This is a genomic window from Chlorogloeopsis fritschii PCC 6912, assembly GCF_000317285.1.
GTDB classification, from domain to species: domain Bacteria; phylum Cyanobacteriota; class Cyanobacteriia; order Cyanobacteriales; family Nostocaceae; genus Chlorogloeopsis; species Chlorogloeopsis fritschii.
This window is the reverse complement of sequence record NZ_AJLN01000125.1, coordinates 1-24,751: the sequence shown is the minus strand read 5'-3', so window position 1 is coordinate 24,751 and position 24,751 is coordinate 1. Positions and strand designations below refer to the sequence as shown.

Annotated in this window: 24 protein-coding genes and 1 pseudogene; 14 read left to right on the top strand and 11 right to left on the bottom strand. The window is 40.1% G+C overall.

Annotation, left to right across the window (positions count from 1 at the left end):
* The first annotated feature begins 229 nt into the window (after positions 1-229).
* Positions 230-523: a hypothetical protein gene (locus UYC_RS0129125; protein ID WP_016878958.1), complete on the top strand. Its 294-nt coding sequence runs from the start codon at positions 230-232 to the stop codon at positions 521-523.
* Between the two features lie 5 nt (positions 524-528).
* Positions 529-939 carry a type II toxin-antitoxin system VapC family toxin gene (locus UYC_RS0129120; RefSeq protein WP_016878959.1) on the top strand — a complete coding sequence of 137 codons (411 nt, stop codon included), beginning with the start codon at positions 529-531 and terminating at the stop codon, positions 937-939.
* Positions 940-1,157: 218 nt separating this feature from the next.
* Here the strand turns inward: UYC_RS0129120 and UYC_RS0129115 are convergent, their stop codons facing one another.
* The 6 genes from UYC_RS0129115 to UYC_RS0129090 all read right to left on the bottom strand — a co-directional run bounded on the left by UYC_RS0129115 (position 1,158) and on the right by UYC_RS0129090 (position 7,185).
* Positions 1,158-1,742 carry a hypothetical protein gene (locus tag UYC_RS0129115; protein WP_016878961.1) on the bottom strand — a complete coding sequence of 195 codons (585 nt, stop codon included), beginning with the start codon at positions 1,740-1,742 and terminating at the stop codon, positions 1,158-1,160.
* A gap of 22 nt (positions 1,743-1,764) precedes the next feature.
* Entirely contained in the window at positions 1,765-3,045 is a 1,281-nt protein-coding gene (locus UYC_RS0129110; protein WP_016878962.1) for an LbetaH domain-containing protein, read from the bottom strand.
* Between the two features lie 170 nt (positions 3,046-3,215).
* Positions 3,216-3,437, bottom strand: coding sequence for a hypothetical protein (locus tag UYC_RS0129105; protein ID WP_016878964.1), 222 nt, complete (start codon positions 3,435-3,437; stop codon positions 3,216-3,218).
* A 433-nt stretch (positions 3,438-3,870) separates the two neighbouring features.
* Complete coding sequence (locus tag UYC_RS0129100; protein ID WP_016878965.1) at positions 3,871-5,439, bottom strand: DUF1565 domain-containing protein; 1,569 nt, start codon at positions 5,437-5,439, stop codon at positions 3,871-3,873.
* A gap of 213 nt (positions 5,440-5,652) precedes the next feature.
* Positions 5,653-6,342, bottom strand: coding sequence for an OmpA family protein (locus UYC_RS0129095; RefSeq protein WP_235181635.1), 690 nt, complete (start codon positions 6,340-6,342; stop codon positions 5,653-5,655).
* Between the two features lie 69 nt (positions 6,343-6,411).
* Complete coding sequence (locus UYC_RS0129090; RefSeq protein WP_016878967.1) at positions 6,412-7,185, bottom strand: ion transporter; 774 nt, start codon at positions 7,183-7,185, stop codon at positions 6,412-6,414.
* 81 nt (positions 7,186-7,266) lie between these two features.
* On the opposite strand from UYC_RS0129090, the gene UYC_RS0129085 reads away from it, so the two are divergent.
* Together UYC_RS0129085 and UYC_RS0129080 are read left to right on the top strand one after the other, a co-directional pair.
* Positions 7,267-7,692, top strand: a complete 426-nt coding sequence (locus tag UYC_RS0129085; protein ID WP_016878969.1) for a nucleoside deaminase — start codon at positions 7,267-7,269, stop codon at positions 7,690-7,692.
* A gap of 22 nt (positions 7,693-7,714) precedes the next feature.
* A complete protein-coding gene (locus tag UYC_RS0129080; RefSeq protein ID WP_016878970.1) occupies positions 7,715-8,032 on the top strand; it encodes a hypothetical protein in 318 nt (105 codons plus the stop codon).
* A 12-nt stretch (positions 8,033-8,044) separates the two neighbouring features.
* Here UYC_RS0129080 and UYC_RS0129075 read toward each other — a convergent pair whose 3' ends face one another.
* A complete protein-coding gene (locus tag UYC_RS0129075; protein ID WP_016878972.1) occupies positions 8,045-8,704 on the bottom strand; it encodes a response regulator in 660 nt (219 codons plus the stop codon).
* Positions 8,679-9,908 carry a sensor histidine kinase gene (locus UYC_RS0129070; RefSeq protein WP_016878974.1) on the bottom strand — a complete coding sequence of 410 codons (1,230 nt, stop codon included), beginning with the start codon at positions 9,906-9,908 and terminating at the stop codon, positions 8,679-8,681. Before UYC_RS0129070 ends, UYC_RS0129075 begins: the two co-directional genes overlap by 26 nt.
* 226 nt (positions 9,909-10,134) lie before the next feature.
* Between UYC_RS0129070 and UYC_RS0129065 the strand changes: the two genes are divergently transcribed.
* Both UYC_RS0129065 and UYC_RS0129060 read left to right on the top strand, forming a co-directional pair.
* Entirely contained in the window at positions 10,135-10,614 is a 480-nt protein-coding gene (locus tag UYC_RS0129065; protein WP_016878976.1) for a Spy/CpxP family protein refolding chaperone, read from the top strand.
* Between the two features lie 519 nt (positions 10,615-11,133).
* On the top strand, positions 11,134-11,586 hold the full coding sequence (locus UYC_RS0129060) for a hypothetical protein (protein ID WP_016878978.1): 453 nt from the start codon (positions 11,134-11,136) through the stop codon (positions 11,584-11,586).
* A 240-nt stretch (positions 11,587-11,826) separates the two neighbouring features.
* On the opposite strand, the gene UYC_RS0129055 is transcribed toward UYC_RS0129060, so the two are convergent.
* Positions 11,827-12,174: a translation initiation factor gene (locus UYC_RS0129055; protein ID WP_016878982.1), complete on the bottom strand. Its 348-nt coding sequence runs from the start codon at positions 12,172-12,174 to the stop codon at positions 11,827-11,829.
* A gap of 282 nt (positions 12,175-12,456) precedes the next feature.
* Between UYC_RS0129055 and UYC_RS0129050 the strand changes: the two genes are divergently transcribed.
* The 5 genes from UYC_RS0129050 to cobO all read left to right on the top strand — a co-directional run bounded on the left by UYC_RS0129050 (position 12,457) and on the right by cobO (position 17,571).
* On the top strand, positions 12,457-13,140 hold the full coding sequence (locus UYC_RS0129050) for a HEAT repeat domain-containing protein (protein WP_026087754.1): 684 nt from the start codon (positions 12,457-12,459) through the stop codon (positions 13,138-13,140).
* Between the two features lie 134 nt (positions 13,141-13,274).
* On the top strand, positions 13,275-13,844 hold the full coding sequence (locus tag UYC_RS0129045; RefSeq protein ID WP_016878987.1) for a phycobiliprotein lyase: 570 nt from the start codon (positions 13,275-13,277) through the stop codon (positions 13,842-13,844).
* Positions 13,845-14,116: 272 nt separating this feature from the next.
* Positions 14,117-14,500, top strand: a complete 384-nt coding sequence (locus tag UYC_RS0129040) for a DUF1823 family protein (protein WP_016878990.1) — start codon at positions 14,117-14,119, stop codon at positions 14,498-14,500.
* A gap of 522 nt (positions 14,501-15,022) precedes the next feature.
* Positions 15,023-16,681 (top strand): alpha-amylase family glycosyl hydrolase, encoded by a 1,659-nt coding sequence (locus UYC_RS0129035; protein ID WP_016878991.1) that lies wholly within the window; start codon positions 15,023-15,025, stop codon positions 16,679-16,681.
* Positions 16,682-16,947: 266 nt separating this feature from the next.
* A complete protein-coding gene (gene cobO, locus UYC_RS0129030) occupies positions 16,948-17,571 on the top strand; it encodes a cob(I)yrinic acid a,c-diamide adenosyltransferase (RefSeq protein WP_392408661.1) in 624 nt (207 codons plus the stop codon).
* 39 nt (positions 17,572-17,610) lie between these two features.
* Here cobO and UYC_RS0129025 read toward each other — a convergent pair whose 3' ends face one another.
* Together UYC_RS0129025 and UYC_RS0129020 are read right to left on the bottom strand one after the other, a co-directional pair.
* The gene (locus UYC_RS0129025; RefSeq protein ID WP_016878994.1) at positions 17,611-18,450 is read right to left on the bottom strand and encodes a hypothetical protein; all 840 of its coding nucleotides are present in this window, start codon (positions 18,448-18,450) and stop codon (positions 17,611-17,613) included.
* A gap of 457 nt (positions 18,451-18,907) precedes the next feature.
* Entirely contained in the window at positions 18,908-19,891 is a 984-nt protein-coding gene (locus UYC_RS0129020) for an RNA polymerase sigma factor, RpoD/SigA family (RefSeq protein ID WP_016878995.1), read from the bottom strand.
* Between the two features lie 1,521 nt (positions 19,892-21,412).
* Here UYC_RS0129020 and UYC_RS0129015 point away from each other — a divergent pair.
* The 3 genes and pseudogenes from UYC_RS0129015 to UYC_RS39645 form a co-directional block, all read left to right on the top strand.
* Positions 21,413-22,516 (top strand): hypothetical protein, encoded by a 1,104-nt coding sequence (locus tag UYC_RS0129015; protein WP_016878997.1) that lies wholly within the window; start codon positions 21,413-21,415, stop codon positions 22,514-22,516.
* 273 nt (positions 22,517-22,789) lie between these two features.
* The gene (locus UYC_RS0129010; protein WP_016878998.1) at positions 22,790-24,523 is read left to right on the top strand and encodes a hypothetical protein; all 1,734 of its coding nucleotides are present in this window, start codon (positions 22,790-22,792) and stop codon (positions 24,521-24,523) included.
* Positions 24,520-24,751: pseudogene (locus tag UYC_RS39645) on the top strand (O-antigen ligase family protein); the annotation flags it as partial. The gene UYC_RS0129010 and the pseudogene UYC_RS39645, both read left to right, overlap by 4 nt.

Here is a 24,751-nt window from a genome sequence, read left to right as displayed (position 1 = left end):
GCTTAAGATTAAAATTACCTATTTTTAACAGAATTAACTAAATCTTAACCTAATAATGAGCAAACAAGAAGCCTCGCTCAAGTCAATATAAATTGCGCTCTTATCTACAGAAGCTTATAAAGCTAACGCGAAAATAGTTTTGTCAACGCAGACAAGTGTTGAGATTAACGTAAAGGGTTTAGGAAATTATTTATAATTGGGGCAATATATTAAAAGCTGAGGAAAAGTTATGCAAGAAGTTACTAGTTACAATCAAGAACTTATTAACCGTATATCGCCAATTGTAGAAAAGTTGTTTCAAACTAATAGTCTGTACCAGGTGAAATTAGACAAACAGGAAATGATAGAAATGTTGGTAAACCTGTTTGGTAAGTTTTCTCCTGAAGAAATCAGGGCGATTCCTGAGAATCAATTAACACGCAGAATTGATAAGATTCTTGTATTAGAGGCTGTTTCGGGAACGTTAAATGATTTATCGCCCGAACAGTTAGCAATCTTTGATGCTGCGGTAGAAGGGAAATAGAGAGTGTGACTTATCTTCTAGATACTAATATAGTTAGTTATATTTTGAAGCGAAATATCACAGTAGATAACAAATTACGGGAGGCTAACGTTCGGGGCGAAGAAGTATTTATCAGTTGTATCACGTATTATGAAGTTAAACGAGGATTATTAGCTTTAAATGCAACGAGACAGCTAGCTGAATTTAACCAGTTTATCAGAAAATATGGAGTTTTATTTTTAGATGATATAGAAATGATAGAGAAAGCGTGTGAAATTCAAGTTTCTTTAAAAAAGAGAGGTATATCTTTAGAAGATGCAGATATTTTGATAGCAGCAACGGCAATTACACGCGGCTTGATTCTTGTTTCCAATGATTCTGATATGCAGAGAGTTGATGGTATTAGTGTAGAGAATTGGTTGCAAGCTGATTCTTAAAATTCCTTGATTATGGATAAGCTTTCGCCAGGCGATCGCTCTTCAAACGCCCTCCAAACTCCACATTCATAGCGGGTGGTGCGTCGCCTATCGGCTGCTTTCAAGCTTATTATAAAAGCTCTTTGACAATCACTGCCAAAGAGCCTCAACTTGTGACAAAAGAAACAGAACTGTCTTGTTTTTAATTTCCTAAACCCTACATTCTAAAGTCAGTAATATCAGGGATTTGCACTTATCTTAGTACCATTCGATTCAGAAACAGTAGTTGCACCGACTGCCATTACCTGAGACCATTCACTGACGCGGTTGTGATCTAAGACAGCTCGCACTCGATAACCAAGCTGAATCTTATGCATCAACAAGATTAGTTCACGGTTGAGTAATCCTTGTGATTTTTGGTTTTCATTAGATGCAGCTTGTATACGAAAGCAGCGATCGCTTTGACGTTGCAACTTAGGAGACTTGCCTTGCATAAGCACTGCTTGCAGTTCGTATTCTTTAGCTTCGGGATATGGTTGCCAGCAAAGTTGCCAGTAGGTTGACCAGCGAATTAACTGTGCTGGTAATTCCTCGACCTCATCCGACAATGTAGAAACAAGTCCGGTGACTGAAGGTTGTACTACCTGAGGCTGATTGGAGGTGATGTCAGTATTGACGGGGTCTATAAATCCTGGTTGCCCAACCTTCTGTGCGGCTATAGATGAACCGCCATCAACACTTAGTATCAGTACGAATATCAAAGTGAACAGCAGAACCAATCGTAGGCATTGTAATTGCACTAGCGACAAGATTTTCAGATTCATAATTTATGCAAAAGTTAATTGCTTACCACTCCACAGGTAAAATGATGTTGCCGTTGTCGGCATATATTGTTCGAGAACCGATCGCCGTTCTGGGAGCCAGTGTGGAATTGAAGACTGCGCTTTTTCGCCCAACTGCCGATCTGGTGCCAAGGACTGAGCGGAATATGACAGAGTTCGGCCCTAGCCCTACGGAATCATCTATCCTGGTCTCAGGGCCATTAGCAACACCATTGACAACTTGTCTACCACCATGAATTAGAACACGAGGCCCATAGCCAATATTATTACCAAGAGTCAAGCTAGTTGTTGCTAAAGCGTGAAAGACAACATCATTTGCCATACCAGCAATTGTCCCGACATTAAAAGGTTGACCCTCATCAGCACGTAGCGAAATTCTATTACCTATTTTGTTGGAGAGCGTTGCTAAAGAATCTTGCAGAATGATATTGCCGATGATGCGGTTACGAAAGTTTGGATCGCGAGTGACATTCCCACCTATCTGCGGCAAACCTCCGGAGTTAAAAGATGTGACTGGAGCGTAATTTATCCCTTGTACGTTTGACAAGTCTGCTCTGGCCAATTCTGTGTAACCTTTGGCAAATGCCTGATTGACTTCAATGACGCCTTCCATCAATGCAACGTCGGCTTGTGTCAGGTTTACCACCTTTCCCAAAGTACCGCTAGTAGCTTCTAAGTTAGTTGTGACGTTTTTACCTGGCAGGACAACTTTACCAGCAGGTAAGGTAACGCCAGGGCCAACCCGCGAGAGAAAGTTGACTACCGTGTTTCTTTCTATAGTTGCACCGTCTACTTCACAGTTGAAGGCAAGAAAAGTCTCTGGAATATCGTTGTTGAATTGAGTATTGGTAATTGGGTCGGTAAAAGGCCCGGTTGAGCCTTGAGTACCGATTTTGGCTGCACCTTTGATGGTAGCCATGTGTGCCATAATCACTCGCGGGCCAATCTCCACTCCCGTTCCCGAAGCTGTAATTTTGACTTGCTCTTGGACGTTAGAATCTGCTGCGATGCTAATGGGGGCAGTATTAGCGTTTAACTCGGCAAATGGTGCAACATAGACTTTTTCGCCCAAGCTAATATTTGTTGGATTGGTGATTGTTGCAGTTGGATCGATGAAACTAGCTGTCTCTGACGGAGCTGTACTTGGACATATAGGAAGGTTAGCCACAGTTGGATTACACACCCCTCCAGAAGCAACGGCGGGTTGTTTATATATCTGTGTACCTATGACAAGCGCTAGGATAATTGCAGCTAAGGCACTAAAAATTGTGCGAGGTTTGAACATAGAAAGAAAACTCCTCACGGGTTATGGAATATTTGGCTATGGGATAATCTGCGCCATTGAAGTTAGAGATATAGTCAAGCGATCGCGATCGCAGGCGCAGGAATTATCAAAAAATCAAATTGCAAAAGTCCTATTTAGACTCTTTCTCTGTTTGAGTATGAGATAGAGGGTTAACCGCCCCAAAAACCTGCCAAGTTAAGGAATGTTAGCAGGTTAAATACTATGTTTAAAATCGAAGCTGTAATTGTCGTTGTTGCCCCAGCAACCGCCTCGTTATAGACATTCTCCCAAGCTTCTGGCCCGCTAGTGGATTGTCCGTAGACTTGTGTACTAACGGCCAATGTTAAGCCAAGCACAGTTAGACCAGCTAGTATTGTGCGACGTTTAAACATTATTCTTTGATACCTAATAGTTTGCCAAGTTTCTTTGACAAGGTAAACCGAAAAGTTAAAGGACAAGCTTAAACTTTTTAATCTACCTCACTTAAACAACCGTGAATCTCAGCCAATGAAGTAACAATTACTACGACCAGCAACTAACACTTCATTATATGATTATTTGCTGTTTTATACTAGAGCTTTTGATATTTATAAAAATTATGTTGGTGATAAAACAGTTGGTGAATTTAGGATTTAAAACTTCGTAGTTAACTTAAGGATTTGCCCCAAAAAATTATCTATCTTAGGAGGGATGCTTCTTTTTGCTTTATTTTAAATAGCAACTTGTTGAGATTATCGACACAGGTAGCTGATGTTATTCTGCTTTGCGATCGCATATAGGGCAGGCAAGATGCCCACCCAGCAAAAATTAAACAAAAATTAAATACTAAGCAGCCACAATGTAGGGTAAATCTATCGTCGCTACACGACCAGCGTCAACTAATGCTTGATACACCATCGCTGCCACCTCTGCGCGTGTAGCTTCGCGGGTGGGGTTGAGTAGGTTAAGTTTCGGATAGTTGACAATTATCTGTTTTTGAGTGGCAGTAACTACTTCATCCTTGGCATAGTTAGGAATTTTTGCCTGATCGTCGTAAGGTTTTACGGCTTTGTTAGCACTAGTAGTTAGCCCCAATCCATTTACTAGAGAAACAATGACTTGCACGCGTTGAATGTTTTCGTTGGGGTGAAAAGTGCTATCAGGATAACCAGAAAGAAATTGTCCTTGATATGCTTGCTCAATTACCTTATATGCCCAGAAATTCTCCGCTACATCCTTGAATTTGATGACTTGCCTTTTAGCTGATGGATTGAAAGCTTTTACGAGTAATGCCGCATATTGTGCCCGTGTCATCGTTGCATCGGGTTTAAATGTGCGATCGGGAAAACCTTTAATAATATCTAATTTGACTAGTTCCTGAATAAAAGTAGCAGCCCAATGACCTTTAATATCAGTTAGATCGCTAACGCTGGGTATTGGTGTAGGTGTGGGTATAGGAGTTAGGATCGGTTCTGGTATTGGTTCAGGTTCTGGTGTCGGCGTCGGTGTAGGATTTGGTGAAGGAGTGAGGATGGGAGTAGGAACCTGATTCTCAGTAAATTCAATACTACCCTTAGCTTTGGCAGGATCTATTTGATTTCCAACAGAAACCAGCTTATTTGAAGTAGCATTTTGAATATCAAATTGACCGTTATTACGGAAGATATTACCTCCTGGGTTATTAGTACTACCAATATCTGGTAATGCATTTACAATTACTGTCAAACCGTCTTGAATATTTTTTTCGCATAAATTATTTCGCAATACCGGGCGAGCATCACCAGAAATGACAATTCCAGAACGGTTTTCGTAAATTTTGTTGTCTGTAAGTTTCGGGGAAGCACTATCACTAATAGCAATACCAAAACCTGTGTTGAAGCAAGTATTACCTCTAATATCACCTTGGGCATTTTTGGCGATCGCCATGCCATTGGCAACGTTTTCCGTAAACTGATTATCACGGATAACTGGATTGGCTTCACCAGTCACAAAAACTCCTTCTCGCTTGCACTGCCTAAAAGTACAATTTGCAACTGTAGGACTAGTTGATTCTATCCAGACGCCACTACCACGGATAGCAGAATTTGTTACAGTCACTCCCCGGAGTTGGGCACCATTGGCAAGCACAAATATCACATTTTGCCGGGCGAAAGTACGGCTGAGGTATTCGCCGCTACCTTCAATTAATATACTGCTACCTTTGTTTACTTCATTACCGATGATAGAGACTCCACTGGGAACTGATAAAGGAAATGCTTCACCGTTAGCAGCATTGTAAGTACCATCTGCTAGTTGAATCTGCGTACCAGATGTAGCTTTTTTAAGAGCTTGCGTAATAGTTTTTAAAGGTGCTTGTTGGCTACCATTAGCGGTATCATTGCCAACTTCGGGATTAACGTAAATAGTGTCAGGCATATTTATACTGCCAAAAAAGACATAGACATCCTACCGCTAACACTCCTATTTACTAGCGAAGGATTCCTTAAATTAGTGAAAAATTTCTGCTATTTAGCTTTTTCCGTCGTTTTAGTAGCAAAAACACACGCCCGTATCATTCATTTCATAACGGATCTGTGAAAGTCTCTGTTTTCTAGCCTCTAGCCTCTAGCTCCTATTCTCTTGTTGCAGTTAAACCTGATTTGCTTGCTTCTGAACCACAATTTCTATCCGACGGTTCTTTTGCCTTCCTTTTGGGTTATCGGAACCATCAGAGTTGGTATTGGGTGCGATCGGCTGGGTTTCGCCGTAACCTTCCTTAGTTATTAAAGAAATTTTGACACCGCCTTTTTCACTTAGCCACCGTTGTAATGTTGTGACACGCTGTTCTGACAACTTGAGATTATCGATTTTATTGCCTACAGAGTCAGTGTGTCCTAAAATTTGTAACCAAGTGTCTGGATAGCGATTAGTTATTGCTTGATTAACTTGACGCAGTGCTTTTTCTGCTTCTGGACGAATCTTATCTTCACCAGAGTCAAACACAAGATCTGCTGGCAGGGTGATGATTGTTAAATATTTATTTTCTTGGACGTAAATTTGCTCACATCCAATCTCTGAAAACTTAACTTGAGGAAATGTGTTCTCAGGAAATTTAACGCTAGGAGTAACGAATTCTGAAGCCTTAAATTCCTGAACCTCTGTTGTAGATGGTTGAACATTTGGTAAGTTATCTTCTGACTTTGCCGTTGCACGGAGTATAAAATTACAACTAACACTTATAAAGGTAATAGCCAGTAAACAGAGAAGAAAACGGAGTGAGTGCATTTTACGGGTAGATGAATTCTGGCTTTTCTTATCCAACATATACTCAATCAGCAAACAGTATCTCTCACTAAAGTCATAAAGGATCATTACCAAAAAATGGTATTTTTGTCACTCAGTCCATTTCTAATTCAACTTTGTCCCGCAAATCTTGCAAAATTTGGCGTCTACATCGTGGAAAGCCAAACCGCATCCAAGGCAGACAGTTTCTACCTGATTAGCAGTCTTGACTAAGCGCTTAATCAAATCACCTACTTGCCAAGGAATTAAAGCAATACCTGTCAAAATCATTAAAACTGTTAGTAAACGTCCTAATTCTGAGACAGGAGTAACATCGCCAAATCCTACTGTTGTCATCGTTACAACTGAAAAATAAAAAGCATCCAAAAAAGTAACAAAAACTTTTGGATTAGCTGGATGTTCAACTTGATAAATCAAGCCAGAATATACAAAGATAATTGCAAATAAAGTAAATAGTATCCTGGCAAAAATTACTCCATCTTCGCTGCTGATTCCAAACAAAAATTTCTTATCTATAAACCTAATCAAGCGTAATATTCTAAACCAACGTAATAAGCGAATAAAACTAATATCAATTATTCCAATAAAATATGGCACTATCGCCATTAAGTCTATTAATGCATAAAAACTAAATATGTACTGGATTTTGTTGTCTGAACTCCACAAGCGCAGGAGATATTCTACTGCAAAAATAATCAAAATTATCGTATCTAATGCATTTAAGTTAAGCCTAACAGTATCGGGAATATGATATGTTTCGGCTACAAAAATTATTGATGACAGTAAAACTAGCCCAGCAATGGCTAAATTAATGGCTTTACCTACTGGTGTGTCCAAATCTTTTAAATAAAATGCTGTTTTTTCCCTGAGAAGTAGCATATTTAAAACCTATTTATTCGCAGAGATTAGATTTAAAATACAATAATCTTAATACTTGTACACTTTCAATCTTTTTATATTATGACTCCAGAAGATTTTATGCGCCTAGCTGTAGAAGAAGCCAAAAAAGGAGATGCTCCTTATGGTGCAGTGATTGCTAAAGATGACGAAATAGTAGCGGTAGCATATAATACAGTCAATCGAGACAGCGATCCATCAGCTCATGCAGAAATCAACGCAATTAGAAGCCTGACAGGTATACTGAAAACTCCCAATTTAGAAGGTTACACAATATATACAACAGGCGAACCATGTCCGATGTGTGCGACTGCTTGTATTTGGGCAGATATATCAGAAATAGTTTATGGTGCTTCCATTGAAGATTTAATTTCTGTTAATCAGTCTCAGATTGCTATATCTTGCGACGAGGTGATTGCTAAATCCTTTAAAAAAATTAGGGTTGTCAAAGGAGTTTTGAGAGAAGATTGCTTGAAGTTATTTACTTAGGTGTAAAAAAAGCGAGAGGAAAATGGCAAAAATAATTGGTTTAGACGAAATGAGCGTCGAAGAGGTTTATCAAGAGCTATTTAAAGGTGCTAAATTTGTTGTTTTCCTGTATTGCTTTTCTATAGTAATTTTAACTTTTAAACGAAGTTCTAGTATTTACTTTATTAAATCTGGTGAAGTAGCTTTGACAAAAGGTATTAAATATACATTAATTTCATTATTTCTGGGTTGGTGGGGAATACCTTGGGGTATTATCTACACAATTCAGTCTATTTTTGTCAATTTCAGAGGTGGTAAGGATGTAACTCTACAAGTTATGTCAGCATTGAGGCAAAATTAGTCAATAGTTAGTTTAATTGCTGTTTTCTAAATAGGATAAAAACGAATTAGCAAAAATAGCTGCCTGGGTGCGATCGCGTAAATTTAAACGATTTAAAATATTCGTGACGTGATTTTTGACGGTTCCTTCAGAAATATAAAGTTGTTGAGCTATTTCTTTATTAGTAGCACCGATAGCAATTAACCGTAAAACTTCCTTTTCCCTGGGAGTGAGTTCGCTCAAACTAGGTGGAGGTGGTGAGTTATTCGCTCCATGTGGTGAAAAGTGAGTCAAAAGCTTTTTTACTATTCCTGGCCCTAATTGAGTATATCCTTTATAGACAGCACGGATTGCAAAAGCTAACTCTTCTGAAGGAGTATCTTTAAGCAAATAGCCCATTGCTCCATTTTGTAAGGCTGCTGTTACATATTCATCATCATCAAAAGTAGTTAACACTAAAACTTTGATACCAGAAAAAAGCCTGTGAATTTCCCGTGTTGTTGCCACTCCATCCATAACAGGCATTCTAATATCCATCAAGACTACATCTGGATGTAATTCTGCGATTAACTTCAAAGCACTTTCACCATTTTCTGCTTCCCCAACAATTTCTAAATCTGCTTCAAGTTCCAGTAAAGTTTTTAATCCCTGACGAATTAAATGTTGATCATCTACTAGCAGTACTTTTATCATTGCTTCTGCTCATTAAAGGAATCTCAACTATAATTTGGCAACCATTTTCAGGAGTACTATTGATATTAAATTTTCCTCCTAATGCTAACGTGCGATCGCGCATACTTTTCAGTCCAAAACCAGTTGTATTTTGTCCTAATTCAAAACCTCTCCCATTATCTTTAATTATCAAATGTAAATGTGTGTCTGTTGTTGTTAATTCCAGTGTAACTTCTGTTGCTTGGGAATGCTTACAAATATTTGTAAAAGACTCTTGAATAATTCGGTAAATAGAAGTAGTAATCTCAGAGGAAATGGGATCAGCTAAGTCAATTTTACAAATTGGAGAAACTCCAATCGCACGCTGCATATTTTCTGCAAGCCCTACTGTTGCCTGTTCTAAAGATTGTTCTTGCAAAGGATGAGAACGCATAGCAGAAACAGACTGCCGCACATCTTGTAGTGACTTGGAAGCGAGTTCTTTTGCTCTTGTCAGGAAAGTTTGAGCTTTTTGTGGTTGGGATTGCCAAAGTTTTAAAGCCGTTTCTAATTGCAGATTTAAAGCTGTGAGAGAATGCCCCAAGGAGTCATGAATTTCACGAGCAATGCGATTACGTTCTTCTAAAGTAGCCTGACTTTCAATTCGCAAAGCATACTGACGCAGTTTTTCATTAGCAATTGCTAGTTCTTCTCGGCTTTTTCGTTCAGACAAGACAGTATTCATTAATAGCAATACAAATATTAAAGCTAATCCGAACATGACGGCGAAATTAAAACTGAAAAATAAAAAGCGTTCTTGTTCGGCTGGCGATATGGGAATGCGGTCAAATCTTCGTTTTAATGTTAGTAAAAAGAAAATAAAAGATAAGACAGTAATTACCAAACGACCTTGCATTTGGAAAATTAGACAACTCCGAGTCACTAAAATTAAGTATAGAAATGGAAATATTCTGTATGTAATTCCACCAAAAAATCTAGTAATAACAATTAAAAATATTTCTGTTGCTGTGTAAATTACTTTAATAAATTGATTGTTTTGAGGCAACCTTAAACCCATTAAACCAAAAATAACTAGAGTACAAATTGTGAGTTCTGTAAATCTGATAGATGAACGCGGGAAAGGAGGTGGTATTATGGCACTCAAAGCAGCAAAACTCAGTAATATCCACTCCAAATAAAGCAGAAAACGAAAGGGATGATTGTGGATTGAAATAGGACGACTCACAGAAATGTACCTAATTATTAACTTATTGATATCTTAAAATTACACTGATTATCAAATTTTTTCACTGTTATAATTCCAAATTTAAATTAGCTTAAAAAAGTTTACAAGCCTCATATTGAAACCATGACTTCAGTCATAGATGCAGACATGACTTTATACTCATGTGCGTGGTATGCATCTATCTCTAGGATGGAGAGAAAAGAATTAAAAACACAGGGGAACCTAAATGCAACTTCAAAAATTATCACTAATTGCTGGTGCTTTTGCCTTGAGTTTAACTGCCATGCCTTTTGCAGTCAAAGCAGAAACAATTTCTTCCTCACCCATCCAATTAGCACAAACCCCAACACAAGCTCCACGAAAAGGTGAGGGTAAATTTAATCGCTTGGGGCTAACAGATGCACAAAAAGCTCAAATGTCAGAAATTCGCCGCGAGACTAAGGCTCAAATGGAAGCAATTCTCACCCCACAACAGCGAGAACAGCTACAAACTGCTAGACAAAACCGTCAAGGCAAGCGTCAAGTATGGCGAGAGCTAAATCTCACCGACGCACAGAGAAACCAAATGCGGCAGATCATGCAGACACAAAAATCGAAGATGGAAGCTATTCTAACTTCTGAGCAAAGGCAAAGATTAGAGGAATTCCGGCAAAATAGACAAAATGTGCGATCGCGCCGCCAACAAATGAATAATTCTAATCCCTAATCGCTTCACGCCAAGGGTTTCTAAAATTAATGAAACAATGTAATTGGAATAGATATCTGTATTGAATAATATCCGTTCCAAATCCTAAAGCTTCTTGCAGAAAATAGGTAAAGGATAAAGGGTAAGAGAGTACATTTTGGTTAAATTCCTTCCCCTTTAACCTTTAACCTTTTCCTCGCTGAAAGTAATGGATGATTTTTGAGACTACTTCCACGTAAAAATGATATGGCTCAGTAATATGTGTAGTATTAGAAATATTAACACTAATATTCACAATGATTTGTAATTCTGAACTTAGAGAAATCAGGGGAGTTGTACAGCGGTTATTTGTTTAGCATCTGAGCAAACCTTGATTTAAATCGCAAGCCAAGCATATAGATAGGCTCAATCAAGCGGGATAGGTAGCAAAAACCTTACTACAGTACTAAATAGGTACATTCGTAAATTCCCCAGTCGTGGTATTGGGTAATCAGTTTCTATAATGGTGAAATTAAACGGGAGAAATCCGCGAGGCAATAAATGAAGCTCAAAAATCTGACACTGATAGCCGGAGCTATCGCCCTGAGTTTAACAGCAGTCCCCCTACGCTCAACTCAAGCACAAACAAACCAACAACCACAGCAACAGATACAACAACAGCAGCAGCAACCACTGCGTTTACAACTATCGGCTCAACAACAAGATCAAATTAAAAAAATTCGTGCTGATGTCCGTAAACAAATTGAGAATGTTCTCACAAAAGAGCAACGCAGTCAGATTCAAACTGCGATGAATCAAGGTACTCCTCCCCAACAGGCTTTTGCTGCTCTAAAATTTACCCCGCAGCAGCAAACTGAATTGCGGAAAATCATGATGTCTTCACAACAACGTATGGAAGCTGTGCTAACTCCCGATCAAAAGAAAAAAATACAAGAATACCAGAATAATTTGCAGCGTCAGCAACCACAACAACCACAGCAAAAACCACGCTAACGTACTTTAGCTAACACCATGGTGGGCAAGCAGCCCACCATATCCCTCGATAGACTATGATTCTTCAACGACTGAACGCTGCCGCCGCTCCTGCTCTTCGCATTCAAAAATAGTTAGTAGTTAGTGGTTAGTAGTTAGTGGTTAGTTGCTCTCCCCATCTCCAGGGCGCTCCCAAGGCACTGCACCCCAGTCGCTACAACGCGGGGAACCTGCTCGCGCAAGTGCCTCCCCTTGCCCTCTTTAACCACCACTGATTTTGGCTTTGTAACCAAGTTTGGTTAAAATTTCCAGTATTTTCTGCTTGTGATCGCCCTGAATTTCTATTTCATTGTCTTTGACAGTACCACCTGTACCGCACTGGGTTTTTAACTGCTTTAATAAGGCTTGTAAGGTTTCTGGTTTGGTTTGAAAACCGCTAATCACAGTTACAGTTTTACCCTTACGCCCAGCACGAGTAGCTTGTACGCGCAAGTTTTGTTTCTGGGGGGTTAGTTCTTGAATAGCTCTTTCCAAGGCTGCTGGGTTGTCTTGCCCAAATTCTTGGTAGACAAAGCGATCGCCTGAAGATTTACCCTTTTCGGAAGCCATAAATTTAATTAATAAAAATTAGAATTAGTAATAACCGTAAATATATCGCTTTTTAAAAGGTTACAGGTAATAGGGACTAGAGACTAGGGGCTAGGGATTAGGAAGAGGAAGGGGGGAGGGGGAGGAGGGGGGGGGAAATCTTTCTCCGCATCCCTGCGTCTGGGTGTCTCCCATTCCTTCTGCCGAATGTGAAATTTTTGAGCGGTTATCCTCCTAGTAATCTATAGCTGGATCGGTAATGATACTTGTATGGATGTAAGTAGCAATAGTGCATTAAACCAGATGCCAACTCCAAGCATAGAGGAAATTTCCACTCAATTAGAAAGTCCGAATTTGCGCGATCGCATGGTTGCCCTCGCTTCTTTGCGGGATGTACCAGCAGAAGACGCCGTACCTTTGATTAAAAAGGTTTTGGATGATGATTCTCTCCAATTACGGTCAATGGCAATATTTGCCTTGGGAGTTAAACCAACTCCAGAGTGCTATCCTATTCTAGTCAAAATTCTGGAAACTGACCCAGATTATGGCATTCGCGCTGATGCGGCTGGTGCTTTAGGTTACTTGGGTGACACTAGGGCTTTTGAAGCGCTATCGCGAGCTTTTTACGAAGATACAGATTGGCTGGTACGCTTTAGTGCTGCTGTATCATTAGGTAATATTAAAGACTCTCGTGCCCGTGAAATACTCTACAAAGCATTAGAAAGTGAAGAAGTTGTCATCCAACAAGCAGCGATCGCGGCATTGGGAGAAATTAAAGATATCAATGCAGTAGATCGGATACTGCGCTTTGCCCAAGCAGAGGATTGGCTGGTACGCCAACGTCTAGCAGAAGCTTTGGGACATCTTCCTACACCCAAAAGTTTGTCAGCTCTAAAATATCTGGAAAAAGACGGACATCCCCACGTTGCTGAGGCAGCAAGGGTTTCTCTCAAGAGGCTTGAAGAAGCAGGAATGACTAATGTTTAATAGTTAATAGCTAATAGTTAATAGCTAATAGTTAACAGCCATTAGCTCTTAACCCACCCATTTATAAAGCAACTCCTCCTGCTACCTTGTAATAAGTGGGATCGTAAAGATTTTGATGCAAGGTAATTTAATTCATGAATAATGTTGAAGAGTTTTTTCAGTTGAGTGCTGGTAAATGGTTTTCCCATCGTACCAGTCACCATTTAGCTTTTAAACAATCCGAATCCGGTAAGTCAGACATCACAATTGAAATGTTGGCAGCAGATCATCCAGAAGTGATCAAACTCTGCGAACAGTATGCAATCGATCCTAATCGGGCTTCCTGTGGTGCTAGGGTCAGTTGGAACGGCACAATGGAATGGGATGAACAAAAGCACGTTGGTTCCACAGTCTTAGTAACAGTGCCTGATGAAGATAACCCCCATGAGGGTAAGTTGCTGCGAGAAATGGGCTATGCCGAGAAAATGCCAGTTGCCGGCAGCTATAAAATGGGCAGCGACGGTGCTTTGACACTCACTACAGAATATGAAACTATGTGGTCTGAAGAGCGCTTGTGGTTTGCTAGCCCCAATTTACGGATGCGGGTTAGCGTTTTGAAGCGCTTTGGCGGTTTTAGCATGGCTTCTTTTACTTCTGAAATTCGCATGGGTGGTGCAGCACCAGCTGCAACAGCATCCGAGGCAGCTAATTCAGTATCAAGTTAGTTTAACTGCAAGTCTCTCTGGGTATTGGGGATTCTCCTGACGGAGACGCTACGCGTAGACGCGCAAGCGGCTTCTCGTAGAGTACGGGGATTGGTGATTGGGTACTGCTCCTGAAGCTCCTGGTGCTCCTGGTACTTCTTTCCTAGTCCCTAGCTCCTAGCCCCTGTTCCCTATCCCCTGTTCCCTGTCCCCTGTCCCCTGTCCCCTGTCCCCTGTTTCCTGTTCCCTGTCCCCTGTCCCCTGTCCCCTGTCCCCTGTCCCCTATTCTCTTTATGTCCAATTTGCCACAACTCAATACAGAGACTATTTGGGCAATTCTCAAAGAAGAAATAGATGATGCCACAGTGAACCAATTGGTGTGGCACTGCTTAGGCTATCGCTACGACTCTACAACCGAAAATTGGGAGAATCAACAGGTGTCGGCTGATTGGCGAGATGAGTATCCACAACCACCAGACTTTATTGAAAGTCGTCCCGCTACAGTTAAGCTGACTCGTTCCATCCCTCCAGAGAACAAGCAACTACTCAAAGAAAAGCTAGGATTTAAAGGTTACAAAATAGGAGAATTTGGCCCTCGGCAAACTCGTAGGGCAACGGCAGCTAATTGGCTATTAAGTTATATGCAAAAAAATACTAGCAATTTTGATTCTATGTAGCGATCGCCGCAAGCATTTACCTTTTGAATATAAAATCTCCCCTTGAGCGGTTAAGGGGAGTGTAAGTGTTTTTACAGAATTAATGGTGTTGCCAAAAATCGTAGCAGCAATATTTTGATATTGCAATCAGTGTTAAACAAAGCAATTTTGTATTCCACAACCTGTTGAAAACCTTTTGTTTATCTGAATTTAACCTCTCACGATATAAATAATAGCGATCGCTATTGCTTTTCCAATCTAATCCATCCATATATGCAGCCGATGGATTCAGGAAAAGCGTGTTTTGACTATTTAGGTTTTGCCAAGATGATAAAACTAGCTTTTGTAACTCACGAGTGAATTTTGTAGAAGGCGATCGCTCTACCTGAAAATATTTAATTTTTATCTTTTCTACAAAAATATATCAAAAAATGTACCAGTAGATAGACGAAATTATCAAATATTTATTTCTACGGAATGATTGGCTATTTTTTTTGAAAATAAGAAAATACTTATGCCACTATTTACTATCAAAATATTGCTATGCCAAAGCCCATTGAATTTAAATTATTTGCTCCCTATAACGAAGGAGCAGCTTTAATTGGTTCTTTTTCTGATTGGAAAGAAATACCAATGGAAAAAGGTGAAGATGGTTATTTTCGGACAACAGTTGAATTAGAAGACGGAGAATATCAATATAAATTTCGCGTCCAGTCAAAATCGTGGTTTTTTGAACCAGATCAATGGGTTGAAGTTACAGATCCCTATGCTACTGATATAGATGAATATGGAGGAAAAGATAACGGTATAGCAAGAATCAAAGATGGGCAAAGAATAGTCGATACTTATGTTTGGAAGCATGACGACAAACCTTTGCCTGCTGACCATGAATTAGTAATTTATGAACTGCACGTCGGTGATTTTTCTGGTGGTGAAGATGACCCTTATGCGCGAGGAAAATACAAGCACGTTATTGAAAAGTTAGACTATTTATGTGAACTAGGAATTAATGCCATTGAATTGATGCCAGTTAAAGAATATCCAGGCGATTATAGCTGGGGTTACAATCCTCGCTATTTTTTTGCGACTGAATCAAGTTATGGCTCTACAGCTGAATTGAAAAACTTAATTGATGAGTGCCATGCTAGAGGAATTCGCGTCATTCTTGATGGTATTTACAATCACTCAGAAGCATCTAGTCCTCTAACACAAATTGACCACGATTATTGGTATCATCATTCACCTCGCGATCCAGATAATAACTGGGGGCCAGAATTTAATTACGAACACTATGACGAGAATCTAGAGACTTATCCTGCTCGTCGATTTATTGGTGATACAGTTCGTTTTTGGATTCAAGAATATCATCTCGATGGTATTCGCTACGATGCGGCACGGCAAATTGCCAATTACGACTTCATGCATTGGATTGTACAAGAGGCAAAAAACACTGCCGGATCTAAACCTTTTTATAACATTGCCGAACATATTCCTGAAACTCCCAGCATCACCAACGTAGACGGGCCTATGGATGGTTGCTGGCATGATAGTTTCTATCACTGCGTCATAGAACATATCTGTGGTGACACATTTGATATAGAACGCCTCAAAGATGTCATTGATTGCAAGCGTCAAGGCTTTTTAGGTGCAACAAATGTCGTGAATTACTTAACAAATCACGATCACGATCGCTTAATGGTGGAATTAGGAAACCGCAGTATTCTTGATGAAGAAGCTTTTAAGCGAGCAAAGTTAGGCGTAGCGATTTTGATGACAGCCGTTGGCGTGCCGTTAGTTTGGATGGGTGAAGAGTTTGGCGAGTACAAACCAAAAACTCCAGAGTCAGCTAAAATTGACTGGCAGCTTTTAGGTAATGATTTGAATCGCAGTTTATTTGAACACTACAAAGGCTTGATAAACTTGCGCAAGCAAAATCATGCTCTCTACACAGAAAATATTGACTTCATCCACGAAAATCCAGAAGCTAAAGTGCTAGCTTACAGTCGCTGGAACGATGAAGGTTCGCGTGTAGTGGTTGTAGTTAATTTTTCTGAAAACTTCTTGGCTGGTTATCACGTTCCTAATTTCCCTAGTGCTGGCACATGGCACGAATGGACAGGAGATTATGATGTAGAAGCTGGCGATGATGGCATCATGATTGATATTGGGCCATACGAAGCCAAGGTGTTGGTTTGGCAGTAATTAATTAGGGACTAGGGGCTAGGGGCTAGGGACTAGCAGACGCGGAGAGGGGAAGACGCGGAGAATCTATCAAAAATACTCCCCGTGTCCTCTTTTTCCCGATCCCCGATCCCCAATCCCTGATACCCAGTACCCAATCTCCGATCGCCGATCCCTAGTTCATCACAGGAAGTTATAAGATTCTTTTATAGCTGTCCTTCCCAGAAAAGTTGATGAACACCAATAAAACAACAGAATCTCACTTAGACTTAGAAGCACAAAGTTTGATGGAGGAAGCACCATCTCCATCCCTTACTGAAGAGCAGTATCGTAAAAAGATGCAGCGACGCAAGCAAGTACAAGACCAAAGAATTGCTCAAGCTGCGCAGGAAAAAGGGTTAATCATTGTTCACACTGGCAATGGCAAGGGAAAAACCACTGCGGCATTGGGGATGGTATTGCGATCGCTTGGTCATGGTTATAAAGTAGCGATTGTCCAATTTATCAAAGGAGCTTGGGAACCCTCGGAAAAAAGGGTTTTCAGCCTTTGGCAAGACCAGTTAGAATTTCATGCTATGGGCGAAGGTTTTACCTGGGAAACCCAAGATCGCGATCGCGACATTGAAAAAGCATTAGCGGCTTGGCAAAAGGGATTAGAATACATTCGCAATCCCGATTTCAAGCTAGTACTATTGGATGAAATCAATATTGCTATTAAGCTTGGCTATTTGCGTGTCGAAGAAATTTTAGCAGGCTTGAATCAAAAGCCTGCCCAAAGCCACGTTATTCTCACAGGAAGAGGCGCTCCCCCTGGCTTAATTGAACGCGCTGACTTAGTGACAGAAATGGCTCTAGTTAAACATCCTTTACGCGATCAAAGTGTGAAAGCACAGCCAGGGATTGAATTTTAAAAGTAATAAGTGATGTTTTTGACTTTGCCAAATCATCAACTAGCTTTGCAAGCTGGCTTTACACGTTTGCAGAAATTGGCGATCGCTAGCACTAACGGACTTTAACCGATAATAATCTTCTAGTGTTAACGAATGACCGTAGATGACTGGCTCATCGTTACTTGTTCGAGGTAGTCTATCTTTTGTTGCCACCTGTAGTGGGCTGATGTCACCAGGGTAGCCCTTAACAGTCATCGCCAAATCTCCTGATGATGCTAGCGTACCTTCAAAACAACTAAACTCAGAACTGGGCATATACATTGCACCCATGACTTTACTCTGACGCTTCTCAAAAACGATATACCCATACCCAAATTGTCCTGCCTTAGGCGACTGTCCATAAAGGTATACGCCATCTCGCCTCGGAAACTTTGCTTGTTGTTCCTTGAGTGCTGGTTGTGTAGACAGTTTCGATGCACTTTTTTGGGTTTTGATTGTAGGAGCTACTCCTAATTCAGGTTCTGATGATTCAAATTCCAGCTCAGAATGACGCTGTAACCAAGTGTAGGTGGGTGCTTGATTCTCTAGGGCTTTTGCTGATGCTACCTCAGAATCTTGGGTAATTTTACTGCTAACAGAACCCGACTTGGCTAACGCCCTGCGTAGGCGAGCTTCCTTTTGTGCAGCTTGAGATGCTGATATAGAATTACGCTGTAACTCAGTATGCCTATTAGCGAGTTCATTTTCAAATTCTTGAGGAGCAGGGATATGCAATCTGGCAATCTGGTTACTTAACACAGGTGTAGCCCTCTCGCCAACGACACCAAGAACAAGAAGCAAGCCTATTAAGGGTATTCTCAAATGACGAGGGGGAAGCAACTTATTAATATAATCAAGCACCCTATTTCTCCTTTTAAAAAATAAACTATCCTGCGCCTATTACTTCAATCGAACCAGATGTATTTATGAGTAAAGCTTCTATCAAAAGGTTGATTTTGTCTGAAAAAACTTTGTAAAAAATAAATTCTTGATTGATTATGGACGATAATTTTAGACTACCATTGGTTGAGCTATAAAGCTTTCACCTATGTGACTAATCCAATAGGGTGATTGTCAAGAAAATTAAAACTTCAACTGTTTAGCTTGATTGTTAGCATTTTTCTGAAGAATTGTTGCTGTTTGACAGAAAAACTCCTAAGTTTTTGCACATCTATCTGAAACTACACAATAAAATCTTTTAATTCCGGATTTTATCTAGAAATTTTGACAAATTGCTGTTTGAAATAGTTGGTAGGCTGAATAAAAAAATCGCCCCCTGAATTCAGGAGGCGCGCCGCCAACGGCAATAAGCATATAGCTAGCTAGCAACGTACTCTTTGACGTTGGCGCGACGGCGACGCAGATGCGCCAGGGCTTGATGCTCTAACTGGCGGACGCGCTCACGACTGAGATTTAAACGCTCACCAACTTTAGCTAGAGACATTTCATTGCCATCTACTAACCCAAAGCGCAGAGCTAATACTTCTCGCTGTTGGGGGGTTAGTTCTGCAAGCATATTGTTAAGATCTTGGCGCAAGAACTCTTGAGTCATGTAAGATTCTGGCGATGGGCCTTCATCTTCCAACATTTCTTGCAACTCAGTATCTTGGTTATCGCCAACCTTAACATCCAAAGAAACTGGCTGACGCGCCATATTCAGATACTCACGGATCTGTGCTGGCTCTAGTTCAAGTTCTTTAGCAATTTCCGCGGGAGATGGCGATCGCCCCAAGGTTTGAGCAAGTTCCCGCTGCACTTTTTTGATTTTGTTCAGTTTCTCGGTAATGTGGATAGGTAAGCGAATGGTACGCCCTTGTTGGGCGATCGCACGAGTAATCGCTTGGCGAATCCACCAGTAAGCGTAAGTCGAAAACTTATAACCCCGTGTCGGATCAAATTTTTCGACACCACGCTCTAATCCTAGTGTTCCTTCTTGAATCAGATCCAGAAACTCCATGTTCCGCTTCTGATACTTTTTGGCGATCGCAACTACTAAGCGCAAATTCGCTTCAATCATCTTCTGCTTTGCCCGCTTACCCTGCAACACAGTCTGATTCACTTCTGTCTCAGACTTTTTCACGTGAGCAGCCCACTCTTCCAAGTTCGGTTCGCGGCGCAGTTTCTTGGCTAGAGCTTCTTTTGCCTCCAGCAGTGTCATCATTTGTTGTACCTGTTTGCCGTAGACAATTTCTTGCTCACGGGTAAGCAGGGGTACACGACCAATCTCGCGCAGATAGGTTCGCACCATATCAGCCGTGAATTTGGCGTTAGTATTTTCAAGTTCAGTGTTAACAGTGGGCATTGGTGCGTTTTCCTCTTCTCCAAACACAAAGAATACTTAAGTTATGGCGGATTAGGAAAGGTAGTGCATATATCATCAGTCATTTTGGAACTACCACCAAAGGTCGAGTTTCTCGGTTTTTAGAACCTGTTACGACGGTTAGTTCCTTGGATAGGTTCCCCTACCCTCCCTAGATTTTGGAATCTCTATAGGCAGGCATTCGTTGTCTTAAAGAATTCTTTTTTTTCCTTAGTCGCTGGCTACGACGCTGACAATCCGAAGTCAGTATGAGTTCTACTTATTTAATATTACGATAAATTTAACCAAGAGTAAAGTAGTTTAGACAAAACTTTCCATTATAGTTCAAAATAGATAACTGGCCAAAAAAAATAGCTAAAATTCCTCTCAATATTCACTATATATATAGTGACGCTAAAAACCCCTCTTGAGGTTTCCTGAGGTAGCCGGATAACCGAACTATCTAAGTCTTTTCAGGGAGGGATGTCACGCTATGTAAATTTTTGCCTTACCTAGCGGGAGTTAAGCTATAAAACCAAAGGCTCTACAACCAATAACTTTTCTCGGCAAAGATTTGATAGCAAACAAAAATACTCCTAAAGGAAGCGCTTGCTCAAAAGCCCTGCAATTTTGGTAAGTTCAAACTGATTTCAGCTAGCGATCGCACTACAGCCACACCTGCAAATAATGCTTCTACTTGCTAAAAGCAGTTTTTGCCTATAATCTTCTCCCCATCGCCACCTCATCCCCTCTTGTGCAATTGAGAAGAAGACTTATATATAAATAATATCATTTTCTCGATTTAAAAAAGCGATCGCCCGCCATTTTTACCTGGCGGCTATATCCAAAGTAGTTTAAACGACTGTGCGAGTACTCAACTGACTGACAGCAAGCTATTGATAAGAGCGATCGCTCTTTGAGTACAGTAGCAACTACATCACCTAAATAAATATATTGCTTCAGTTTTATATATTCTTAATGTTTGGCTATCTCTTTTCTTGATTTTATCTTTGTATTATTTTAACAATTAACCTTTCTTTTTTGAAGAATATTTACTTTAGATTTAATTTAGAAAGCTCTAATAAATTTTCATTTATTAATACAGTAGATACTAGTTCTAACAATTCGGTAAATCTTGGGTTATCACATATTGAAAAACAGCCTAGATTTATCTTAATAGTTTTGAAGCAATCAAATATAACATGAAAATACAGCACCAAAAGTTTTGCATGAAATCAACCTTTAATTTATGCATCTACGAGCCATAGAGTTAAAGTATTTCTGAACCATCAACAGAAAGAATATAAAATTTGCGTAAAGCTCTTAGAAAGAGTGACTGCCCTGTATTTAGAAAGAATAGTGATGTTGTTGCCTCGATGATGAACAAAGAATTAGAAAAACTTTTTGAATAATCTACACCTAAGTCTGAAACAATTCATCGCTCTTTTTCAGGACAATGATATTAAACCATGTGTTCATACGTTTAAGGATGCATGAAAACCTGTAAATAAAGAGGGTAGTCAAATGACATCTTTTGAATCAAATAGCAGCAACACTTGTGAAGCCGATGGTATCCAGATGGAAATTTCGGAGCCAAACCTCATAGTTTTGCCTATTCCCGATCAAAGAAATACTAATACCTGTTTACAAATTGTCACTGGTATCACTAACAACACACCAACATATTTTCCCTTCTTTTACGAAATTCTGACTTTAGAACTCTTATCCACTAATGGGCAAGTACTACATCCACAAAAACGCATAAGCAGGCAAATTACTCCAAGTCTATATGACCGCATTGCTATTCCATCTCAAAAGACTTTGCTTTGCTATTTAATTGCTTATTTCTCTTGGCAAAATGGCTTATGTCAAATTCAATGGAATATCTCTACCCATTTCCAAATCTCTAGTAATCCTGTCCATACCTGGTTTTTTGATACTTTCCAATTGGGAACGTATCAAATTCGATTTATCTACAATAGCCCTAGTGGAGAGTTCACAGTCTTGGATGTCTCGACAGGGGACGAATTTCGACTCGAATGCTCTTTAGTAAAGCCATTGATAACACAACCTGTGAATATTCGATTCCTCGAACCTATGGAATCTAACAAAAATGCTGTAGAAGTTGATGGCATTAGTTTTGAAACTGTAGTGCCAGAGCAAATATGGACTATTTCACACTCTCAGCTATCCGATGCCAGTTCCTCTGTACAGATTGGGATTCGCATCACAAACAACACCTCAATCTCTCAGCGCTTCTGCTCATTTACCACCTTGATCCCAGAACTTATGGGAGCAAATGGTTTAATCTTAGGGCAGAATCTAGGTGCTGGTAGCACTGGATGGATTGGTGCTAGGGAATCTGATTATCATTTGGTTGAGCCTGGAAAAAGTGTGACGTTCTTTGTTAGCGCACACATTGAGAGACAAACTGATGGGCTATTGAGCTTGATAGTTCGTGGTACAGGTAGAGGTTATTGGTCGTTTAATAGTTTGGAGTTGGGTAGTTATCAGGTTCGGTTGACATACAGATCGCTAACAAATCCATTAGATATAGGTTCGTTTGAAGATTTTTGGAGAGGTATGGTGCATACGCCCTTTGTGGAATTTTGCCTAGTTCAACCTTGAAGTAACGTTGCATTAATAATTGTCATTTATGTCTCAATTTTAAGCAAGGACTGTTATTTCTTTGATCGACTTCGTTGGAAGACAGAGGACACAAGCAGAAGCTTTTTTATTGAGACAAATCTGAAGGTTCTGTTCGTCTGCCTTCCGACAAAGGATACAAGTCCTTAATTTTATTTGTAGATAAATAAGAATTTTCCTTCTTGAATCCCTCAAATTTATTCTTGGAGTTTCCTTCTGCTTTTTCAAATTTAAATCTTAAGGTACCTACGAAAAATGCCGTCACAAAAATACTTTTTGGTTTTTTTAACAACAGCTGTGCTAGTCACGCTCACTGGGAAATCTAGTTTTGCATTCAGTATTACACCAGACCAAACACAACCAATCAAGGACAGTGATAGAACTTATAAATACGAGGAATATTACGACTTTCGTCAGGGCGTTACAAGATTAGATGCGTGGCCTGATTTCAGTCCAGGAAAACCTTTTCCACCAGATCCACGGCGAGAACTAAACAAAGGACAAGTGGTTGAGATCAGACCAGGTGGAACTGATGGTTTGCTATATTTGCTAAATCAAAGATTTGGAAACTTCTGGGAGTTTGTGCCGAAAGGCAATTTAGCAGGTAGTTTCAATATCCAGAACTATTACGCTTGCAACGCAGACTTCCCGTGTATCGATGGACGCTATGGGCCACAAGGAGTTGGAGCTTATTTCAAATTAAATTATATTCCCGATGTTGAGAGAGGCGATCCTACTGGTAGTACAGTTCATTGGATTCAGCGGATACTTCTTAACTTTGACATAGAAAATGGACAGGTTATAAATGACCAGATTCCTAATGACAAAATTGATATTGTTCCTAACGCAGGAAGCCCTTACTATGATGAATCATATCCTATATCTGGATCAAATCCAACTCTCTTCTTTGACTTACCCTATGTCGCAGGCTCCTTCACGCGTAAAAACCATTACTTCTATGCTGAAACCTATCTAGTTAACGAGGTTCCTGGAGGAACTAAAGATCCTCAAACAGGGGTAGTAAAAAGGAAGGTAGAAATTTACAGCGGAGTAAGATGGGGTTGGGAAAATATATATACACCCAAGAAAACTTTTGTCGATAGTCTTTACTCCAGTGGAGAAACAGATACATTCCAATTGACAAAACTTACCCCAGGAGCAAAATTTCATGCCGAGATAAATAACGATATATCTGGAAATATATGCAATCCAAATACATATTTGGAAGCAAGACATAACAGTGAAACTTTGCGTTCTGACAATGATAGTAGCTCTGTAGGAGATGGCTTTGCTTCTGCATTAACGGGTAACGTTTCAAGTGATGGAACTATCAACCTAACTGTAGGTGCATATGGCGGTGGCGGCAATCATATTCGTGGCAAAGATGGAGGCAAATACGAGCTTGCTGTCCAAGTGTTTGAAGATGAAAATGATTTTCCATATGTGATTGGAGCTAATAGCGGAGGTGGTGGTGTCAGCAGAGAACGGCCAGGAGGAACTCAACACAATCCAATCCTCCCCAATGCAAGAGATGGAAACTGGCAAGTATTTCGCAACGTTCCTGGCTGCCGTTGGTACGACCCACACACTACCTATGGTTTTGAATTCCAAGCACTAGATGACACACTATTTACTGAAATTCTTGACTTCCCGATTGGAGACGACAATCGATTTACCGTTTCAGTAGGAGATACTATTGTTGGTGAATTCAGTCCCGGAGAGAGCTTAGACTTCGTTTCCTTATTTGGTCATGGTATTTCCAACTTTAAAATAACTGACATCGATTCACTATTTGGTTCAACCGAAGAAACAGCTTTCCCGATTCAACTGGCATTTAATGACCGTATAGGTAGTTTCAAAATGCGTCCAATTTCTAAGGAAAGCTCTCCTCAATCTGTACCCGAATCCTCCTCTGTATTTGGACTCTTGACGCTCGGCGCATGGGGCTTTATAAAAGCGCTGAAAATTAGATCCAACAAACAGCAGTGAACCACCTCTACACTCTCTTGTTTTCCCTCAGCATCATTCTCATCAACCCATTCGGTACAATGCGCGGGGAAATCTGGACTCAGCCAAAAGTATTTGCAATCCTCCTCATCTGTATACTCAATTTCCTTTATCTGTGGGAAGAAAAAGACACCCTTAAAATTTCCCAAAGTTGGAAACTTAGCAAACTGCTGTGGGAAATATTTCTCGCAATTGGGTTAATCGCAACTG

Coding starts and splice junctions, on each gene's coding strand:
- UYC_RS0129110 (WP_016878962.1), bottom strand. CDS start 3,045: ATGTTCAAACCTCGCACAATTTTTAGTGCCTTAGCTGCAATTATCCTA.
- UYC_RS0129125 (WP_016878958.1), top strand. CDS start 230: ATGCAAGAAGTTACTAGTTACAATCAAGAACTTATTAACCGTATATCG.
- UYC_RS0129100 (WP_016878965.1), bottom strand. CDS start 5,439: ATGCCTGACACTATTTACGTTAATCCCGAAGTTGGCAATGATACCGCT.
- UYC_RS0129060 (WP_016878978.1), top strand. CDS start 11,134: ATGAAGCTCAAAAATCTGACACTGATAGCCGGAGCTATCGCCCTGAGT.
- UYC_RS0129035 (WP_016878991.1), top strand. CDS start 15,023: ATGCCAAAGCCCATTGAATTTAAATTATTTGCTCCCTATAACGAAGGA.
- cobO (WP_392408661.1), top strand. CDS start 16,948: ATGGAGGAAGCACCATCTCCATCCCTTACTGAAGAGCAGTATCGTAAA.
- UYC_RS0129020 (WP_016878995.1), bottom strand. CDS start 19,891: ATGCCCACTGTTAACACTGAACTTGAAAATACTAACGCCAAATTCACG.
- UYC_RS0129010 (WP_016878998.1), top strand. CDS start 22,790: ATGCCGTCACAAAAATACTTTTTGGTTTTTTTAACAACAGCTGTGCTA.
- UYC_RS0129055 (WP_016878982.1), bottom strand. CDS start 12,174: ATGGCTTCCGAAAAGGGTAAATCTTCAGGCGATCGCTTTGTCTACCAA.
- UYC_RS0129085 (WP_016878969.1), top strand. CDS start 7,267: ATGACTCCAGAAGATTTTATGCGCCTAGCTGTAGAAGAAGCCAAAAAA.
- UYC_RS0129105 (WP_016878964.1), bottom strand. CDS start 3,437: ATGTTTAAACGTCGCACAATACTAGCTGGTCTAACTGTGCTTGGCTTA.
- UYC_RS0129045 (WP_016878987.1), top strand. CDS start 13,275: ATGAATAATGTTGAAGAGTTTTTTCAGTTGAGTGCTGGTAAATGGTTT.
- UYC_RS0129065 (WP_016878976.1), top strand. CDS start 10,135: ATGCAACTTCAAAAATTATCACTAATTGCTGGTGCTTTTGCCTTGAGT.
- UYC_RS0129040 (WP_016878990.1), top strand. CDS start 14,117: ATGTCCAATTTGCCACAACTCAATACAGAGACTATTTGGGCAATTCTC.
- UYC_RS0129015 (WP_016878997.1), top strand. CDS start 21,413: ATGACATCTTTTGAATCAAATAGCAGCAACACTTGTGAAGCCGATGGT.
- UYC_RS0129050 (WP_026087754.1), top strand. CDS start 12,457: ATGCCAACTCCAAGCATAGAGGAAATTTCCACTCAATTAGAAAGTCCG.
- UYC_RS0129080 (WP_016878970.1), top strand. CDS start 7,715: ATGGCAAAAATAATTGGTTTAGACGAAATGAGCGTCGAAGAGGTTTAT.
- UYC_RS0129090 (WP_016878967.1), bottom strand. CDS start 7,185: ATGCTACTTCTCAGGGAAAAAACAGCATTTTATTTAAAAGATTTGGAC.
- UYC_RS0129115 (WP_016878961.1), bottom strand. CDS start 1,742: ATGAATCTGAAAATCTTGTCGCTAGTGCAATTACAATGCCTACGATTG.
- UYC_RS0129075 (WP_016878972.1), bottom strand. CDS start 8,704: ATGATAAAAGTACTGCTAGTAGATGATCAACATTTAATTCGTCAGGGA.